The sequence below is a fragment of the Megasphaera sp. SW808 genome, assembly GCF_012027795.1.
GTDB lineage: Bacteria > Bacillota > Negativicutes > Veillonellales > Megasphaeraceae > Megasphaera > Megasphaera stantonii.
On sequence record NZ_SJOT01000018.1, the window covers coordinates 37,801 to 54,926 of the forward strand.

Annotated in this window: 18 protein-coding genes; 17 read left to right on the forward strand and 1 reads right to left on the reverse strand. The window is 52.4% G+C overall.

What is annotated here, in order from left to right; all coding sequences use genetic code 11:
* The first annotated feature begins 10 nt into the window (after positions 1–10).
* The 4 genes from E0L13_RS07735 (at position 11) to E0L13_RS07750 (ending at position 4,316) form a co-directional block, all read left to right on the forward strand.
* On the forward strand, positions 11–946 hold the full coding sequence (locus tag E0L13_RS07735; protein WP_168061516.1) for a bifunctional riboflavin kinase/FAD synthetase: 936 nt from the start codon (positions 11–13) through the stop codon (positions 944–946).
* A 74-nt stretch (positions 947–1,020) separates the two neighbouring features.
* A complete protein-coding gene (locus tag E0L13_RS07740) occupies positions 1,021–2,208 on the forward strand; it encodes a PLP-dependent aminotransferase family protein (RefSeq protein WP_168061518.1) in 1,188 nt (395 codons plus the stop codon).
* A 354-nt stretch (positions 2,209–2,562) separates the two neighbouring features.
* On the forward strand, positions 2,563–3,381 hold the full coding sequence (locus E0L13_RS07745; protein ID WP_168061520.1) for a transketolase: 819 nt from the start codon (positions 2,563–2,565) through the stop codon (positions 3,379–3,381).
* Complete coding sequence (locus E0L13_RS07750) at positions 3,381–4,316, forward strand: transketolase family protein (protein WP_168061522.1); 936 nt, start codon at positions 3,381–3,383, stop codon at positions 4,314–4,316. The genes E0L13_RS07745 and E0L13_RS07750 overlap by 1 nt, the downstream gene beginning before the upstream one ends.
* 48 nt (positions 4,317–4,364) lie before the next feature.
* On the opposite strand, the gene E0L13_RS07755 is transcribed toward E0L13_RS07750, so the two are convergent.
* On the reverse strand, positions 4,365–5,267 hold the full coding sequence (locus tag E0L13_RS07755; RefSeq protein WP_168061523.1) for a DMT family transporter: 903 nt from the start codon (positions 5,265–5,267) through the stop codon (positions 4,365–4,367).
* A gap of 184 nt (positions 5,268–5,451) precedes the next feature.
* Between E0L13_RS07755 and E0L13_RS07760 the strand changes: the two genes are divergently transcribed.
* The 13 genes from E0L13_RS07760 to sufU all read left to right on the forward strand — a co-directional run bounded on the left by E0L13_RS07760 (position 5,452) and on the right by sufU (position 16,915).
* Positions 5,452–6,903, forward strand: coding sequence for a nicotinate phosphoribosyltransferase (locus E0L13_RS07760; protein WP_168061525.1), 1,452 nt, complete (start codon positions 5,452–5,454; stop codon positions 6,901–6,903).
* A gap of 136 nt (positions 6,904–7,039) precedes the next feature.
* Entirely contained in the window at positions 7,040–7,834 is a 795-nt protein-coding gene (locus E0L13_RS07765; RefSeq protein ID WP_168061527.1) for an ADP-ribosylglycohydrolase family protein, read from the forward strand.
* A gap of 11 nt (positions 7,835–7,845) precedes the next feature.
* Complete coding sequence (larE, locus tag E0L13_RS07770; RefSeq protein ID WP_168061529.1) at positions 7,846–8,676, forward strand: ATP-dependent sacrificial sulfur transferase LarE; 831 nt, start codon at positions 7,846–7,848, stop codon at positions 8,674–8,676.
* Positions 8,677–9,330, forward strand: coding sequence for an endonuclease III (gene nth / locus E0L13_RS07775; protein WP_168061531.1), 654 nt, complete (start codon positions 8,677–8,679; stop codon positions 9,328–9,330).
* 59 nt (positions 9,331–9,389) lie between these two features.
* Positions 9,390–9,785 carry a hypothetical protein gene (locus tag E0L13_RS07780; RefSeq protein WP_154877320.1) on the forward strand — a complete coding sequence of 132 codons (396 nt, stop codon included), beginning with the start codon at positions 9,390–9,392 and terminating at the stop codon, positions 9,783–9,785.
* Between the two features lie 64 nt (positions 9,786–9,849).
* Positions 9,850–9,990, forward strand: a complete 141-nt coding sequence (gene scfA, locus E0L13_RS07785) for a six-cysteine ranthipeptide SCIFF (RefSeq protein WP_087476973.1) — start codon at positions 9,850–9,852, stop codon at positions 9,988–9,990.
* A gap of 66 nt (positions 9,991–10,056) precedes the next feature.
* Positions 10,057–11,490 carry a thioether cross-link-forming SCIFF peptide maturase gene (scfB, locus tag E0L13_RS07790; RefSeq protein ID WP_168061533.1) on the forward strand — a complete coding sequence of 478 codons (1,434 nt, stop codon included), beginning with the start codon at positions 10,057–10,059 and terminating at the stop codon, positions 11,488–11,490.
* Positions 11,483–11,671: a hypothetical protein gene (locus tag E0L13_RS07795; protein ID WP_168061535.1), complete on the forward strand. Its 189-nt coding sequence runs from the start codon at positions 11,483–11,485 to the stop codon at positions 11,669–11,671. The genes scfB and E0L13_RS07795 overlap by 8 nt, the downstream gene beginning before the upstream one ends.
* A 246-nt stretch (positions 11,672–11,917) precedes the next feature.
* Complete coding sequence (gene sufC / locus E0L13_RS07800) at positions 11,918–12,652, forward strand: Fe-S cluster assembly ATPase SufC (protein ID WP_168061537.1); 735 nt, start codon at positions 11,918–11,920, stop codon at positions 12,650–12,652.
* 31 nt (positions 12,653–12,683) lie between these two features.
* Positions 12,684–14,120 carry a Fe-S cluster assembly protein SufB gene (gene sufB / locus E0L13_RS07805; protein WP_095630384.1) on the forward strand — a complete coding sequence of 479 codons (1,437 nt, stop codon included), beginning with the start codon at positions 12,684–12,686 and terminating at the stop codon, positions 14,118–14,120.
* Positions 14,121–14,216: 96 nt separating this feature from the next.
* Positions 14,217–15,227, forward strand: a complete 1,011-nt coding sequence (locus tag E0L13_RS07810; protein ID WP_240924694.1) for a SufD family Fe-S cluster assembly protein — start codon at positions 14,217–14,219, stop codon at positions 15,225–15,227.
* 13 nt (positions 15,228–15,240) lie between these two features.
* Positions 15,241–16,461, forward strand: a complete 1,221-nt coding sequence (locus E0L13_RS07815) for a SufS family cysteine desulfurase (RefSeq protein ID WP_168061541.1) — start codon at positions 15,241–15,243, stop codon at positions 16,459–16,461.
* A gap of 13 nt (positions 16,462–16,474) precedes the next feature.
* Positions 16,475–16,915: a Fe-S cluster assembly sulfur transfer protein SufU gene (sufU, locus tag E0L13_RS07820; protein WP_168061543.1), complete on the forward strand. Its 441-nt coding sequence runs from the start codon at positions 16,475–16,477 to the stop codon at positions 16,913–16,915.
* Positions 16,916–17,126: the final 211 nt, after the last annotated feature.

Consider the following 17,126-nt stretch of genomic DNA (forward strand, 5'->3'; position numbering starts at 1 on the left):
TAATTATACGATGCAAATATTCCATTCCTTTCAGGAAGTAACGAATTGCCGAGGCGCCGTCGTCGCGCTGGGGACCTTTGACGGCGTGCATCTGGGTCATCAGAAGGTCATGCGTACGGCTATCGACAAGGCGGCGGAAACGGGCGGCAAATCTGTCGTCGTCACCTTTGCCGCTCATCCTCTTTCCGTGTTGTGCCCGGAAAAAGAGCCGATACGGCTGGCTACAGTAGAGCAGAAAATCCAATATATTGCCGGCGTCGGCATCGACGTCCTGGTGCTGCTGCCTATGACCCGGCATCTTCTCGACGAAACGCCGGAGGAATTCTGCCGGCAGCTGCTGGAATATCTCTGCCCGGCGGCTATCGTCGTAGGGGAGAACTTTACGTACGGCGCAAAAGCTGCTGGGAATACGCAGACGCTGCGCAAGTTCATGGCGGAACATCATATTCCCGTCATGGCCCTGACCCTGCTGGAGCGGCCGGGCCGGGCCACGCCTATCAGCAGCACGGTCATTCGCCGCCTGGTTACGATGGGCCACATGGAAACGGCCGAAGCCCTGCTGGGGCATCCTTTCGCCCTGCAGGGGACAGTCGTACAGGGCGACCGCCGGGGGCGGCTGATCGGGTTTCCAACGGCTAATATGCTGATACCGCCGCAGATGGCCGTGCCGCCTGACGGCGTATATATAACGGAAGTAGAATGGCAGGGCCAGCTGCTGCCGGCCATGACGAATATCGGCGCCAATCCGACCTTTGCCCACCAATATCGCCGTATAGAAACACATATCCTGCAATGGAGCGGCGACATGTACGATGCGGACATCGTCGTTCGCTTCAGGAAGCGGCTGCGCCCGGAAATCCGCTTTGAAAGCAAAGAAGAGCTCATAAACCAGATGGAAAAAGATAAGCGTAAAACTTTAATCTATTTCTCATCCAACGATAATTGAAAGAAACTCATATTAATGATATAATAATGACATAGGGAAACAGGGGACATTTAATCATTAAGGAGTGATTGGTAATGAAATTTTCAGACCTCGCTATGGGCTTAAAGGCTTCGGAAATCCGTGAATTGCTTAAGTTGACGACTATGCCGGAAGTAATTTCCTTTGCCGGCGGTTTGCCTGCGCCGGAATTATTCCCGCTGGAAGAATTAAAGCAAGTCGACGTAGAAATTTTGAGCAAAGAAGGCCAGCTGGCTGTACAGTACGGAACGACGGAAGGCTACCTGCCTCTCCGCGAAAAAATTGCCGCTCGCATGAAAAAGGCTTTCCAAGTCGATTGCATGCCCGAAGAAATCGTCATTACTTCAGGTTCTCAGCAGGGCCTGTCCTTATTGGCGCAGATTTTCCTCAATAAAGACGACGTCATTTTAGTAGAAAGCCCGACGTATTTGGGGGCTATCAATGCTTTTAAACTGTGCGATCCGAAATTTGTCGAAGTTCCGACGGATGAAAAAGGCATTATTCCGGAAGAATTGGAAAAGATTTTGGCCGAATACGGCGACCGTGTCCGCTTGATGTATGTTATTCCTGAATTCCAGAACCCGACGGGCATTACGTGGCCTATGGAACGCCGCAAAGCGTTTATGGATATCGTCAACAAGTACGATTTCCCCGTTATTGAAGACGATCCGTACGGTGAACTTCGTTATGACGGCGACGTCGTACCGTCCTTGAAATCCATGGATACGAAGGGCAATATCATCTTCCTGGGCTCCTTCTCGAAGATTTTCATGCCCGGTCTGCGCGTAGCTTGGATGGTTGCCGATCCCGTTATCATTGACAAGGTTGTCAAATTGAAACAGGCCGTCGATCTCCAGTCTTCGTCCTTTGCACAGCGTCAGGCATCGTACTTTATCGACATGTTCGATCTGGATGCGCACGTTGAAAAGATTAAAGCTCTGTATGGCAAACGCCGTACCCTCATGTATGATTCCATGAAGGAATATTTCCCCGAAGGCGTTACCTTCACGTATCCGGAAGGCGGCTTGTTCACTTGGGTAACCTTGCCTGAAAATATGGATGCGAAAGAAATTATGCCGAAGGTATTGGAAAAGAACGTTGCTTACGTTCCGGGCGGCCCGTTCTATCCGAACGGCGGCAATGCAAACCACTTCCGCCTCAACTATTCCAACATGCCGGAAGACCGCATTGTAGAAGGCATTAAACGCTTAGGCGCAGTATTGAAAGAAGAAATGGGCAAATAATTTGCGCCCAGAAAGAAACGCGACGCGTCACGAAAGCGTGTAGACTGACAAAAGGCTTATAGGGCCTGCACGTATGCAGGTCTTGTAAGCCTTTTTGATGTTTTGCAGTATCGGACATGGATATGCATACGGTATGCGCATATTTTGTTTGACTTGTTTGTATAATCATTGTAAAATGATAATGCACGCATATTGATTTGGCTCAAGCTGAATCTGCATTTTTTTGTTGCAGGCGCATTCGTATCATAGCGAGCTGAATACGCGATACGGTGCGTTTTTTATATGAAAGACGAGTATCGCCTCGTTGCGGTGCAACGGCGAAACTACGTGTATAGTTTGGAGGCCTTATTGATAATGGATCAGCTTCAGCAGTTATGCAGACAAGTTCGAAAGGACGTCGTCGAGGCTATTTATTTAGCCGGCTCCGGCCATCCCGGAAGCTCTCTGTCGGCTGTGGAGATTCTGGTAACGCTGTATTTCACCGACTTGCTTCGGTGTATTCCGCAGCAGCCGAAATATGAGGGAAGAGATCGGTTTATCTTATCGAAAGGCCACGCGGCTCCGGCATATTACAGCGTATTGGCTCATAAGGGATTTTTCCCCTTAGAATGGCTGCCGACGCTGCGTTCGTTAGGCAGCCCGCTGCAGGGACATCCGAATATGGTCAAGCTGCCTTGTCTCGATTGCGCCGTCGGTTCCTTGGGGCAGGGATTGTCCATTGCCAACGGCATAGCCTGGGCTTTGAAATACCGTCATGAAACGCCTCATGTGTTCTGCCTTATAGGAGACGGCGAACAGCAGGAAGGGCAGATTTGGGAAGCAGCGGCTTTTGCATCCCATCATCATCTGGATAATGTTTGCCTCATCGTAGACTGCAACGGCATGCAGCTTGTCGATTCGCTGAAAACAATTAAGGATTTACAGCCCTTTAACGCCAAGTGGAAGAGCTTCGGCTGGAATGTCATGACTGTTGATGGACACGATATAGATAAACTCCATCAAGTATTATCGGAAGCCAAGGCGCATAAAGGCTGTCCGACTGTCGTCCTGGCCCAGACCGTAAAGGGAAAAGGCGTGTCATACATGGAAAACCAGGCCGACTGGCATGGCACGGCGCCGAATGAAGCGCAGTATGCGGCCGCCATGAAGGAATTATCTCAGGAGGTGCTGTAATGGAGTGTATACCTATGCGCGACGGCTACGGAAAGGCGTTGCTGGAATTATGCCGCCTTCACGATAACGTCATCGTCATGGATGCCGACGTGGCAAAATCGACACGAACCGACTGGGTGCGTACAGCCTATCCGCAAAAATATCTGAACGTAGGCATTTCGGAACAGGATTTAGTCGGCACGGCCGCCGGCATGTCCCTGACGGGATTCGTCCCATTTGTGTCTACGTACGGCGTGTTTCTGACCGGCCGGGCGTGGGAACAGATCCGCAATACCGTCGGGTATAATCGTTTGAACGTCAAGTTGGGCGGTGCTCATGCCGGTATTTCCGTGGGGCCTGACGGCGGGACGCATCAGGCTCTGGAAGACGTGGCGCTCATGCGGACGATTCCCAACATTATGGTTGTCGTTCCCTGCGATTATAAGGAAACGTATAAGGCGACCATGGCCGTATACGATATGATAGGGCCTTCGTATATCCGGTTCAGCCGCAATCCTGTGCCGGTCGTCACCGATGACGACACGCCCTTTGCGATTGGCAAGGCTTCTGTATTCCGCAAGGGGACGGACGTCACGATTTTTGCCAACGGCATCATGGTGCATCAAAGCTTGGAAGCAGCGAAGACCCTGGCTGGCGAAGGCGTTTCTGTACAAGTCGTCAACGTCCATACGGTCAAGCCCTTGGATGAAGACCGCATCGTATCCTGCGCTGCCGCGACGGGAGCCGTCGTCGTATGCGAAGAACACCAGCGCATCGGCGGGCTGGGAAGTGCTGTATGTGAATGCCTGGCTCAGCGCTGCTGCGTACCTGTTGAACTGGTCGGCATTCGCGACCGGTTCGGCGAGTCGGGCCGGCCAAACGAATTGCTGGAGGCCTACGGCTTGGGTCCCAGTCATGTTGCGGAGGCTGTCAGGGCCGTATTGAAACGAAAATAGAGAGAAAGCTGTCATGAAGGAGAGGTTCCAAATCATGACAGCTTTTTATTAATAGGATAGATTTTTTCTGAACTGCAGAATGGCCCGGCTGGGGATTTGGGCGGAGAAGATGCCGATAGTCATGAGGACGCAGCCTATGAACTCGCGCATGCTCATCCATTCACCGAGAAGGAGCATGCCGGCCAACGCGCCGAAGATCATTTCGAAACTGCAGAGGAGAGATGCCTCTGTCGGCGGGACCTTCCGCTGGGCGACGATTTGCAGGGTATAGCCGACGCCGCTGGATAAAATGCCGCAGTAGATGATGGGCACCGCCGAGGCGGCGATCATGGCGACGGTCAGTGTTTCACCGTAAAAGGGCATAGCGATAAAGTTGTAGCAGCCGCAGGCGATAAATTGGCCAACGGCCAGCTTGATGCCGGAAAAATACGGTACGAATCGATCGATGAATAAAATATGCAGGGACCAGAAGACGACGCCGATGAGATTCAGCAGGTCGCCGAAGTTGATGGCCTCGCCGCCGCCGTGGAAAGCCAGAAGATACAGTCCCGATACGGCGATAAGGCAGCCGAGGATATGGGCCAGGCGCAGCGTATTTTTCATCAGCAAGCCGATCAGGGGGACGGCTACGATATACAGGGATGTGATGAACCCAGCTTTGCCGGCTGTAGTATAAATGAGTCCAACCTGCTGAAAGGAAGAGCCGGAAAACAGGAAAAATCCCAGAATTGCACTGGCCGTCACGAGGGTCAGCCCCTTAGGCGGAGCTGCGTATGTTTCCTCGTCCTTGTGGCGGTTCATATACAGTACGGGAAAGAGGGACAGCGCGCCCAGCCAGAACCGGAGGCCGTTAAAGGCGAAGGGGCCGATCGTTTCCATACCCGTGCGCTGGGCTACGAAGGCGCAGCCCCAGACGAGGGCTGTGAGTAAAAGCATAAGTCGATATTTCACGTGCTGATGCTCCTTTCGTATAAAAATATGCAGAACGAATTTATTATACCATGAAACCTGCGGCGAATACAGGGGCCGCCGCAGTGCCGGCAGAACTGGCCAGGCAACGAATGGCAAAATTTCATTGCTCCTATTCATTCATATGATGTATAATATACGTAGAATTAATTTGGAGGCGAGCGTATTGTATACTAATGCATTGCTGACGGACCTGTATCAGCTGACGATGATGCAGGGGCTGTTTTTAGAAGGCAAACACGAGCAGTACTGCGTGTTTGACCGGTATTACCGGAGCAATCCGTTCAACGGCGGCTATACTGTCGTCGCCGGATTGGAACACTTGATTGACTATGTTTCCCGCATCCATTTCAGCGATGACGACATAGACTACTTGAAAAAGACGGGGATTTTCTGCGATGAATTTCTCGAATATCTGCGGACCTGGTCTTTTACCGGCGACATCTACGCCATGCCGGAAGGCACCGTGGCTTTTCCGCAGGAAGTACTCCTGCGCGTTCATGCCAAAAAAGACGAATGCCTGCTCTTAGAAACGTGCATGTCCATGATCATGAACCATGAAAGCCTCATCGCCACGAAGGCCCGCCGCGTCCGTACCGTCGCCGGCAAAGACGCGCTGATGGAATTCGGCCTGCGCCGGGCGCAGGGAGAATCGGCCGGCGTGTACGGCGCCCGTTCGGCAATGATCGGCGGCTTCAACGGCACGAGCAACGTGCTGGCCGGCGCATTGTTCCACATCCCTATTCTGGGGACGATGGCCCACAGCTGGGTTATGAGCTTTCCGACGGAGCTGGAAGCGTTCCGCGCCTACGCCCGGCAGTATCCGAACAACCTCATCCTGCTGGTCGATACGTACAATACTCTCAAGCAGGGCGTGCCCGACGCCATTACGGTTTTCCAGGAAATGAAGGAAGCCGGTACGCTGCCTAAGTCTTACGGCATCCGCTTGGACAGCGGCGACCTGGCCTACTTGTCGAAGGAAGCCCGCCGGATGTTTGAGGAAGCTGGTTTCGGCGACGCCGTGATCGCTGCGTCGAACGACCTGGATGAAACGCTTATTTCAGAATTGAAGATTCAGGGCTGCGCCATCAATTCATGGGGCGTCGGCACCAATCTGATTACGGCGAAGGGCAGCCCGTCCCTGGGCGGCGTATTCAAGCTCGTCGGCCAATACGACGGCGATACCTTCGTGCCGAAAATCAAGATGAGCGACAACGCCGAAAAAATTTCGAATCCAGGAATCAAAAACGTCCTGCGCATTTACGATAAAAAGACGGGCAAGATGAAAGCGGACATCATCGCGTTGGAAGGAGAAACGATCGATCCGACGCAGGACCTGCATTTGACCAGCGACAAAGCGCCGTGGCGGTCGCGGCTGATTCCGGCCAATTCCTTTGAAGTCAAGACGATGCTCCGGCCGATTTTCCTGAAAGGGAAGCTGGTCTACGACCTGCCGTCCTTGTCGGATATCATCGCCTATGCGGACGAACAGATGGACAGCCTGTGGCCTGAATACCAGCGCCTCGTCAACCCGGAAGAAATGTGGGTACAGCGCAGCGCTAAGGTTTCGGCATTGCGGGAAAAGGTTTTGAAAGAAGAATCGCTGCATTTCTTTTAAGCAGCATGAATAGGACACTGCATATTCCGGCCAACGGGATGTGCAGTGTTTTTTTATGGCATAGGCGGACTCTTGCGTACTATGATATAATACATCATATATGCGTTTCTTGTAGTTGAAATAAGAAGGTGGACGAATGAAAGGGACGATTTTGGGCGATATTGTCGGTTCGCCTTATGAATTTTGCGCAAGTCCGGTTAAGACAAAGGATTTTGTCTGGTTTGCCGAGGGTTCGCGGTTTACGGACGATACGGTGACGACTGTAGCCGTCGCGGCGGCCTTAGCTGAAGGAAAGGAATCGCGCTGCGGGTATATCGGGCCGCTGCGGCGGCAGCTGAAATACTGGTGCCGCCGATACCCAAACGCTGGATTTGGCCGGCAGTTTGCCTGCTGGTTTTCGTCGGACAACAGCGCGCCGTACGGAAGTTATGGCAACGGTGCGGCCATGCGCGTAGCGCCTGCCGCTTGGGTTGGCCGTTCGTTGGACGAGGTGCAGGCCCTGGCGGAAATTACGGCCCTCGTCACTCACGACCATCCCGAAGCCATTCAGGGAGCCGTTGCCGTGGCGTCCGCCATATATTTAGCCCGCACCGGGAGCAGTAAAGACGATATCCGCGCTTATATGAGGAAGTATTTTTATCCCTTGACGGCATCTCTCGATGAAATACGGCCTGGATATGCCTTTACCTGCCGGACGGCGGACAGCGTGCCGGAAGCGATTGAAGCGTTTTTGGAAAGCGATAGTCTGCAGGACGCTATTGGCAATGCCGTGTCCCTAGGAGGCGATACGGATACGCAGGCGGCTATTGCCGGCTCCATTGCCGAGGCGTTTTACGGCGTGCCCGACTGGCTGTGGCAGAAGGCTTGTTCCTATTTGCCGAAGGATATGCTGGCTGCCGCAGTGAATTTTGAAAGGCAATATATGAAGTAAGGAGCGATATCATGGCCAACAAAGAACTTTTAACGAAATATGAAAGGCTGCGCTCTGTCGTCGCCGATATGGGCAGCGTCGTCGTCGGGTTTTCCGGCGGCGTAGACAGCACCTTTTTGACCTATGTCGCCTGGGACGTATTAGGCGATAAGGTTTTGGCCGTAACGGCCGTGTCGCCGACCTTGCCTGAAGGAGAGGAACGCGCGGCCTGCCAGATGGCGGCGCAGATGGGGGTCGCCCATGTCGTCATGCCGTCGCGGGAATTTGATAATGAGGAATTTGTCAAAAATCAGCCGGACCGCTGCTATATCTGCAAGAAAATGCGATTTACTGCTTTAGCGGCTTTGGCGAAAGAACGCCGGTACCGGTGGGTAGCCGACGGCAGCAACGTCGACGACTTAGGCGATTACCGTCCCGGCATGAAGGCGCTGAGAGAATTGGCCGACGTCGTGCGCAGTCCCATGGTGGAGGCGGGGCTGACGAAAGGGGACATACGGGAGCTTTCAAAAATGCTTGGACTGCCGACGTGGAACAAGCAGAGCGCGGCCTGCCTGGCCAGCCGGATTCCCTATGGCGTGCCCTTATCGCCCCAGCGTCTGCGCCAGGTCGACCAAGCCGAGGCGTACATCGCTCCCTTTGTGAAGGGTTCATTGCGCGTGCGCCACCACGGTGACGTCGCCCGTATCGAAGTAGGACAAGGCGAAATCTCCGCCGTGCTGCAGCATAGAGCTGAGATCGTTCAGGCCCTGCGCGGCTACGGATTTACCTACGTTACCGTCGATTTAGGTGGATACGCCATGGGAAGCTTGAACGAAGGAATCGAGACGAGGGAGGAAACATAAATGGCAATTACGAAGAAAGTAAAGCAGGAAATGCTGCAGCGGTTTCAGGATCAGTACGGCATCATGAAGCCGGCCCTGCATTATACGACGCCTTTCGAGCTCATGATAGCCGTCATCTTATCGGCCCAGTGCACGGACGAACGGGTAAACATTGTTACGGCCGGCATGTTTCCGGAATATAACACGCCGGAAAGGATGCTGACCCTGGGTCTGGAAGGACTGGAAGAAAAAATACGCACCTGCGGCCTGTATCACAGCAAGGCTAAGAACATCTTGGCCAACTGCTCTATCCTGTGCGAACAGTACGGCGGCGAAGTTCCCCGGACCTTTGATGAACTGGTCAAGCTGCCCGGCGTAGGGCGCAAGACGGCGAACGTGCTGGTCAGCATTTTATTCGACACGCCGGCTATCGCCGTCGACACGCATGTATTCCGCGTGTCCAACCGCCTGCAGCTGGCCGAAGGGAAGACGCCTCTGGAAGTCGAAAAGGGCTTGCAGAAAGCCATTCCCGAAGAATGGTGGAGCCGGGCCCACCACTGGCTCATCTGGCACGGCCGCCGCATATGCAAAGCCCGCAAGCCGGCCTGCGACGACTGCTTCCTGGCCGACTTGTGTCCTGCCTCGTCAATTGACAAAAAAGCTAAAACTCGGTAAGATAGAACATGCTTAGGCTACAGCCATTTTAATAATGGGGGGGGGGGGGTTCATTCAATATGGATTTAAAATACGTAAAGGGCAGCTATATGGATGAAATCATGTGTGAAGGCAAGCCGGTCTTGTTCATGCTGGAAGGGTTGGAAGAAGGCCGGGACGAAGAAGCTCGCCGCTATGGCGAACACGTATGGGAATGGATTTTGGCGCACCGCTCCCGCGTTATGGCCCACGCGCCCCTCATCGCTAATTTTAAAAATAAAAAATGGCGGGCTGACGGAGAGCCCGAAGTGTCGGCAGAAGAAATCTGCGGCTACCTGCAGCGCATCAATTCTGTATATGTAACTTATAACGGCGGCTTCGATATCTTCTTCGATACGCACAACGTCTTTGAGGAACGGTCTATCGTCGTTTCTATGGGCAAAAACTTCGTCTTTAAAGGCGTTAAGCTTCTTTAATATATTGTCGAAATACGAGTGATGTGATACAATAAAAACAGTCTTGACAGTGAGGTGAAAGATAATGGCAAAACATATCATTACGATTAATACGGAATCGATTCAGAAAACGACGCAGCATGCTGGCTGCAGCGAATGTCAGACTTCTTGTCAGTCCGCTTGCAAAACGTCCTGCACCGTAGGCAATCAGGTCTGCACGAAATAATCAACATTGTTTATGAGGACGCCCTTTACCGTCAGGTAAAGGGTATTCTTGTTGTATGGAGGAATAATGACTACGATAAAACCGATGATTCACAAGTATTGTCAAAACGGCACGTACATGCTGCTGGACGTCAACAGCGGCATTATCAACGTAATAGATAAGATGACATATGATATTCTCGACGTATACGACGGAACGAATAAAGATGCGGTGTACGCGGCCTTTGACGGCGCATATGCCAAAGAAGAAATAGAAGAAACGCTGGGAGAGCTGGACGAGCTCATCGAAAAGGAACTGCTCTTTGCGCCTATGGCCGAAGACTTCCAGGTCGTCGCTGAAGAGGAACCTATCGTGAAATCCCTGTGCTTAAATATTGCCCACGACTGCAACCTGCGCTGCAAATACTGCTTCGCGTCGCAGGGCGACTATGACACGCATAAGCGGGAGCTTATGAGTTTCGACGTCGCAAAACAGGCCGTCGACCTGCTTATCCGCAGTACCGAAGGGAAGCGGCAGCACTGTGAAATCGACTTTTTCGGCGGCGAACCGCTCATGAATTTCGACGTCGTCAAGCAGACGATCGAATACATCCGCGAGCAGGAAAAAATCCACGACAAAGTATTTAAGCTGTCTCTGACGACGAACGGCATGCTGCTGGACCCGGCCAAGGTCAAATACCTTACGGAAAATCACATCAGCCTGATCCTGAGCCTCGACGGACGGCCGGAAGTGCACAACCGCATGCGCCCCGACGCCGGCGGCCGCGGCTCCTATGATTCGTGCGCTAAACATCTCGTCTACGCGGCGGAACACCGCGACGGCGAAGAATACTACGTCCGCGGCACCTATACGAAATACAACCTGGACTTTGCCAAAGACGTGGAACACATGGCCGATTTAGGCTTTGAGGGCCTGTCTATGGAACCCGTCGTAGGCGACGATTTGTCCTATGCCATTACAGAAGACGATTTGCCCCGTATTTATGAAGAATACGACGCACTGACAGATTTATATTTGCAGCGTATGGATGAAGGCCGCCCCTTTATCTACTACCACTTCATTATGGACTTGTACCGCGGCCCCTGCATTGCCAAGCGCCTCCGCGGCTGCGGCGCCGGCCATGAGTACATGTGCGTTGTGCCGAACGGCGACATTTATCCCTGCCACCAGTTCGTAGGCCAGGACGAATACGTCATCGGCAATGTATATGACGGCGTTACGGATACAAAGCTGCCGCCGCTGTTCCGCGATATGCACGTCCTCAACAAGCCGATTTGCTGCGACTGCTGGGCGAAATTCTTCTGCAGCGGCGGCTGCCATGCCAACAATATCAAATACGGCGGAGATATTAAAACGCCGTATGCCCTGAGCTGCAAGATTCAGAAGAAGCGCATTGAATGTGCCATGTACATCCAGGCTGTATTAGCCATGCGCGGCCAAAAGGCCCGCTTATTTGGCGACGACCGGGATGACTGCGAAGGATGCGGCGCCTGTGAATAAGCTGAAACGAGGCTTGGTGCTCGTCGTATTTCTCTATCTCCTGTATGCGATTGCGAAAGAAGGGCCGACGACGGAATTGGTCGGACTGCTCCTGCTTTTGGCGTTTGTCTTTATCATGCAGTGGTGGATGAAGAGCGACCTTCGCAGGCGAATGAAAGAAAAACAAAAAGACGACATATAATAGGATATCCGTATGCGACGCGCAGGAAGAACGCCGATTTCTCCTGCGCGTTTTTGTATTCGGAAAGAACGGCGCATTTCTTGAAAGTGGATGTAGAAAATAAAATATAAAAAAAGTCTACTAATTTTGTTGACTTTATGATAAAACAGGAGTATGCTATGGATGTAAGCAAAAGTGCATCGTAAAGGTGTACTTTTAATTTGGAGTAATTGTATATTATTTATAGACGCGCAGGAGTGAAGCATTATGGCAGAATTATTAAACATAAAAGGGCTGAAAGTAGAAGTTGAAGGAAAGGAAATCTTAAAGGGATTGGATTTAACCGTTCGTGCCGGCGAAGTTCACGTCATCATGGGAACGAACGGCGCAGGGAAATCGACGTTGTTCAACGCCGTCATGGGGCATCCGAAGTATACCGTTACAGGCGGCAGTATTTTCTTCGAAGGAAAGGATATTACGCGCATGCCCGTAGACGAACGGGCTAAGGCGGGAATTTTCATGGCTTTCCAGGCGCCCATTGCCGTGCAGGGGATTTCTGTGGAGAACTTTACCCGCAGCGCTAAGAGCACGATAAGCGGCGAAACGCAGCGCATCATGCCTTTCCGTAAAAAGCTGAAAGCGCAGATGGAAGAACTGAAAATGGACAGCTCTTATGCTTCCCGCTACGTCAACGACGGATTTTCCGGCGGCGAACGAAAGAAGACGGAAATCCTTCAAATGTGCATGCTGGAACCGAAGCTGGCCATGCTGGATGAAATCGACTCGGGTCTCGATGTCGACGCCGTCCGCGTCGTGTCGCAGACGGTGGCGAAATACCATGACGAGGGGAACGCTCTCATGGTCATTACGCATCACAGCGAAATTTTGCAGGGCCTTCAGCCGGACGTGGTTCATGTCCTCATCGACGGAAAAATCGTCAAGTCCGGCGGCCCGGAATTGATCCAGGTCATCGAGGAAAAAGGATACGACAGCTTTAGATAAAGAGAAAGGCAGGTACCATGTCATGACTACTATGGCCAATGCGGCGGAACAGAAACGGGAAGACGAACGCAGGACGATCGAAGCGTTTTCTGATTTCAGCAATATATATAACTTTAAAAAGGACTTTACCTATTCCTATAAAACCGAGGCCGGCTTGACGGAAGACATCGTCCGGACTATTTCGGCAGAAAAAAAGGAACCGAAATGGATGCTCGATTTCCGTTTGAAATCGCTGGATATTTTTCACCATCTGGAATATCCTGTTTGGGGTCCCGATATCAGCGAACTCCATATGGACGACATCGTTACCTATGTCCGGCCCAATACGCAGATGAAAGCCAGCTGGGATGACGTGCCCGACGACATCAAGGACACCTTCGACCGACTGGGGATTCCCGAGGCCGAAAAGACGTCCCTGGCCGGCGTAGGAGCCCAGTACGATTCGGAAGTCGTATACCACAGTATTCAGGAAGAGCTGGTGCAGCAGGGCGTCATCTACACGGACTTTGAAACGGCACTGCGGGAATACGGGGATATCATTCAGGCTCATTTCATGAAGCTCGTGCCGCCGACGGACCATAAATTTGCTGCGCTCCACGGCGCCGTCTGGTCCGGCGGCTCCTATGTATACGTGCCGGCCGGCGTAGACGTATCCATTCCGCTACAGAGCTATTTTCGCTTGAACGCGCCTGGAGCCGGCCAGTTTGAGCATACGCTGATTATTGTGGAAAACGGCGCGAAGGTGCATTTCATTGAAGGCTGTTCCGCGCCGAAATACAACGTAGCCAATCTCCACGCCGGCTGCGTCGAATTGTTTGTCGGCGACGACGCGTCGCTGACCTACTCGACCATAGAAAACTGGTCGAAGAATATGTACAACTTAAATACAAAACGGGCGATTGTCGGCCGAAACGGCACGATCAACTGGGTGACAGGGTCTTTTGGTTCCCATACATCCTGCCTGTACCCCATGAGCATCCTGCAGGGAGAAGGAGCGCACTGTGAATTTACAGGTGTTACCTTTGCCGGCAAAGGGCAATATCTCGATACGGGATCGAAGGTAGTCCACAACGCGCCGAAGACGACGAGCAATATCAATTCCAAGTCCATCAGCAAGGACGGCGGCGTCTGCATTTACCGCGGCAGCGTCGTCATCAATCCCCGTGCCGAGGGGGCGAAGGCCAACGTCAGCTGCGAATCGCTGATGCTGGATGAACAGTCGCAGTCCGATACGATTCCGGCCATTGTCGTCAAGAACGACAACGTCGATCTCGGCCATGAAGCATCTATCGGCCGCATTTCCGACGAAGCCGTTTTCTATCTCATGAGCCGCGGCCTCAGCGAAGATGAAGCTAGGGCGATGCTGGTCAAGGGCTTCGTAGAACCTGTTTCCAAAGCTCTTCCGCTGGAATACGCCGTAGAGATGAATAATCTGATTAACCTCGAATTAAAAGGGTCATTGACCTAAGGAGGGGAGATATACATGAACGTAAAGACAAAACCTGTGATGCAACTATATAATGAGCTTCCCCGGCCCACATTTCGGACAATAAAAGTCAATAACTTGGAGCTTGAACCTCTGCCGGAACGGCCATCGGGCAGATATACGCCGCAGCATCAGCGTGAAGGGGACATTTCCCTATATTTTTATCAGGGAAACGGCATGCCCGACCTGGGAGAGTTTCAAGGGGCCAATGCCGAAGCGCTGGAACGGGCCCTGCGCCATGCCGATAAGGGATGCGCCATTGAAGCCGAAGCGGGAGCCAAGGGGACGGCCCGCTTAGTATATGAAGTAAACGACGACCATCCGACGTTGAACCGGCAGCTTCGCATTACGGCCGGAGCCGGCAGCGACGTAACAGTATATTTAGTATTTGAAGGCGGTGCCGCTGGCGGCGAGGTAAACTTCCTGCATTACATCCGTGCAGAGGCAGGCGCTCATGTCAAAATCGTGAAAGTACAGCTTCACGAAGGCAATGTCCGCCACATCGAGCACCGGTATGCCGAAACTGCCGAAGGCAGTTCCGTCGAATACGTCAGCGCCGAGCTGGGGGCAAAGGAAGCCGTCGTATATTACAAAACGGATCTCCTGCACGATGAAAGCTCCTTTGACAGCAAAAGCTTGTATTTAGGCAAAGATAAGCAAATCGTCGATTTTTCCTACTGGATTCCCATGCAGGGCAAAAAGACGAAAGCCGACGTCGCCATAGCGGGGGCTTTGCAGGACGAAGCGAAAAAAGCTTTTCGCGGCACTATCGATTTCCTGCGGGGAAGCAAAAAGGCCGTCGGGTCTGAAGCCGATACGTGCATTCTCCTGAGTCCTAAAGTCCATTCGATTTCCGTGCCCCTACTGCTGTGCAAGGAGGACGACGTTGTCGGCAATCATGCTTCCAGCGCCGGGCAGATTGACGAGGACACGCTGTTTTATCTCATGAGCCGCGGCTTCGACTATCAAGGCGCCCAGGCGATTATCGTCGAGTCCCATATCCGTCCTGTTGTCGACGCCTTAGGCGACGGCGCGCTGGCGGAGCGGGTGCTCCAAACCGTGCGAGAACGGATGAATTCCCAAGGATAGAAAGGTGATAGCTATGCTGAATGTACGCAATGATTTTCCCATTTTAACGAAACGGCGCAACGGCCATCAGCTCGTGTATCTCGACAACGCAGCGACGACGCAGAAACCGCGGCAGGTCATTCAGGCCGTCGTCGATTTTTTAGAAAACCATAACGGCAACCCCCATCGCGGCGCTCATATCCTCAGCGTCGAAGCGTCTGAAGCCTATGATCAGGCGCGGGAAGCCGTGCGCCGGTTCATCAACGCCCGCAGCGGCGAAGAAGTCATTTTCGTACGCAATGCGACGGAAGGGATGAATCTCATCGCTCGGAGTTACGGCGAAACGCACTTGCAAAAGGGAGATAAAATTATCATCCCTATTTCAGAGCACCATGCCAACCTCGTGACATGGCAGCGGGTCTGCCGTGTAACCGGCGCGGAGCTGGTATACATGTATCTTGATGAAACAGGTCATTTTACGGAAGAAGATTTGGCTAAGATTGACACATCTGCTAAAATCGTAGCCTTTGCCGGAATCAGCAATGTGTTGGGCATGAAGGTACCGGCTGAAAAAGTCATTGAGCGAGCTCATGCTGCCGGGGCCGTCGTCGTGTATGACGGCGCGCAGGCGGTGCCGCATATGAAAGTCGACGTACAGGCGCTGGACTGTGATTTCATGGTTTTTTCCGGACACAAGATGCTCGGCTCTGCCGGTACGGGCGTCGTCTACGGCAAAAAAGAACTTCTTAATGACATGGAACCCTTCCTGCTGGGCGGGGACATGATCGAATATGTACAGGAACAAACGACGACCTTCAACGTATTGCCTTTTAAATTTGAAGCCGGCACGGAAAACGTCGAAGGCGCCGTGGCCCTCCATGCGGCCATTGAGTATCTCGAACGCTTGGGCTGGGAGGCTATTGAAGAACACGAACATGCCTTAGTCGTCCGGGCTTTGGAGGGGATGAAGAAGATTCCGCACATCCGCATTATCGGCAGTACGGACCCGGAAGAAAAGACCGGCGTCATCGCCTTCATGATAGACGGCGTCCATCCCCACGATGCGGCGACGATTCTTGACAGCTACGGCATCGCTATCCGTTCCGGCCATCACTGTGCCCAGCCTTTCGGCGCTCATATCGGCGCGGAAGCGTCGAACCGCATCAGCTTCTATATCTATAATACGATAGAGGAAGTAGATTATTTCCTGGAAACGCTGCCCTTGGTACGCAGGCAGATGGGCTACAAGGATTGAGGAGGCGGACGATATGGAAGCAATGAACGAGTTATATTCTGATATTATTTTAGAACATAACCAGCACCAGGAAAACAAGCGCTTGCTGAAGATCTATACGATGGAAGAACGAGGCCATAACCCGAGTTGCGGCGACGACATTACGCTGCAGGCTGATATTCAGGATGGCGTCATCGTCGATGCGGCGTACACCGGCCACGGTTGCGCTATCAGTCAGGCATCGGCAGATATCATGATAGATATCATTAAGGGGAAATCAGTAAAGGAAGCTCTCCGCCTTGTCGATTTGTTTTTGGAAATGATTAAGCGGAATATTACCGATGAAAACCAGCTGGAGGAATTGGAAGATGCAATGGCTCTTAAAAATATTTCCAATATGCCGGCTCGCGTCAAATGTGCCGTTTTAGCATGGCATACGCTGAAAGAAGCCGTCGAACGCGGCGAAGTACATTAATTGCAGGCTGTTTAAACTAAGTATACATGCCGCCTCATGTTGCGTTATGAGAAAACGCATTTGAGGCGGCATACTTTTTTTGAAAAACGTATTGACAAGAGACTGAAAAGGGGATATACTAAACAAGCTGTTGCGGCAGGACGCTGCGGCAGGCCGGATAACCGGAAACGCTTCGAAAAGACTTTCAAAAAAGTGCTTGACAAGCCCGAGT